The following is a 1,512-nucleotide window of genomic DNA, read 5'->3' as shown; positions in this document are numbered from 1 at the left end:
GTGGCCGCGACGGGCTGCGACTCCTCCGGACGCGATGGCCAACGCGCCCGCCCCTCCCGTCGCGCCGACGCCGCGCGCCGGGCGGAGGAGGCGGAACGGACCCGGCCGGGCAGTGCCGACTGGCGCATCCGCTCGACGGGGCCGCCCGACGCCATCGAGGGCTACACCGACCGGGTGAGCGTGCTGCCCGACGAGGAGGTCGGCCTCTACGTGTCGACCACCGCCCCCGCCTTCCGCGTATCGGCCTACCGGATCGGCTGGTACGGCGGGGCGCAGGCGCGGCTGGTGTGGCGGTCGGGCCGGGTGGACGGCAGAAGGCAAGGCGCGCCCCTGTTCCTCGACGCCACCCGCACGGTGCGGGCCGACTGGGACCGTTCACTGCGCATACGCGCCCGGAACTGGCCCGAGGGCGCGTATCTGCTGCGGCTGGACGCCTCGAACGGCCATCAGCGCTATGTGCCGCTGATCGTGCGCTCACGGCAGGCGCGGGGCCGGACGCTGCTGATGCACGCACCGGCCACCTGGCAGGCGTACAACACCTGGGGCGGCTACAGCCTCTACCAGGGCCGGGACGGTTCGTACGGGAGCCGCTCGCTGGCCGTCAGCTTCGACCGGCCGTACGCGAAAAGCGGGGCGGAGAAGTTCCTGGTCTACGAGCGGGCCATGGTGGTCCTCGCCGAACGGCTGGGCCTTCCGCTCGCGTACACCACGGGCGTGGACGTCCATCTGCGACCGGCCGTGCTGAAGGGCGCATCGAGCGCCCTGTCGCTCGGTCACGACGAGTACTGGACCCCGCAGCAGCGGCGGTACGTGACGCGGGCCCGGGACGACGGCACCAATCTGGCCTTCCTCGGCGCCAATACCTGCTTCCGCCGGATCCGGCTGGAGCCCGGCCCCGGCGGTGCCCCCGCGCGCACCGTGGTCTGCTACAAGACCGCCTACCGGGACGACCCGTACCTGGTGAACCGTCGCGACCTGGCGACCACCGACTTCCGGCAGCCCCCCGCGCCCGATCCCGAGTCCTCGCTGACCGGCGTCCTCTACGAGGGCTACCCGACCGACGCCCCGTACGTCGTCCTGGACAGCGGCCACTGGCTGTTCGCCGGGACCGGGGTGGACGACGGCGACTCCTTCCACCATCTGGTGGGTGTGGAGTACGACCGGGTCACCCCGGGCTATCCCACCCCGGCGCCGCTGCGGATCATCGCCCACTCCCCCCTGGTCTGCCGGGGGCGGCACAGCCACTCGGACTCCGCGTACTACACCGTGGCGAGCGGGGCGGGGGTCTTCGCCTCGGGGACGATGCGCTGGGTGGAGGCCCTGATGGCGGGGACCCATGAAAACGGGCGCGATCACGGGATGGACGCACGCACCAGGGCCTTCGTCACCCGCACCACGGAGAATCTGCTGCGCGCCTTCGCGGCGGGGCGCGCCGGGAGGGACAAGCCACGGCCGGCGGACAATGTCCGCGCGGTGTACGGGACCGGGGCGCGGACCGGGCCCGGGACCGGG

The 1,512-nt window shown here is 73.3% G+C and carries 1 protein-coding gene; it reads left to right on the top strand.

Annotation, left to right across the window (positions count from 1 at the left end; genetic code table 11):
* The coding region (locus tag KN815_RS49050) for a N,N-dimethylformamidase beta subunit family domain-containing protein (protein WP_308403718.1) at nucleotides 1–1,512 on the top strand (1,512 nt) is incomplete at both ends.

The sequence above is a fragment of the Streptomyces niphimycinicus genome, from assembly GCF_018883605.1.
In the GTDB taxonomy this organism is placed as follows: Bacteria; Actinomycetota; Actinomycetes; order Streptomycetales; family Streptomycetaceae; genus Streptomyces; species Streptomyces niphimycinicus.
This window is presented reverse-complemented; position numbering and strand designations above follow the sequence as displayed.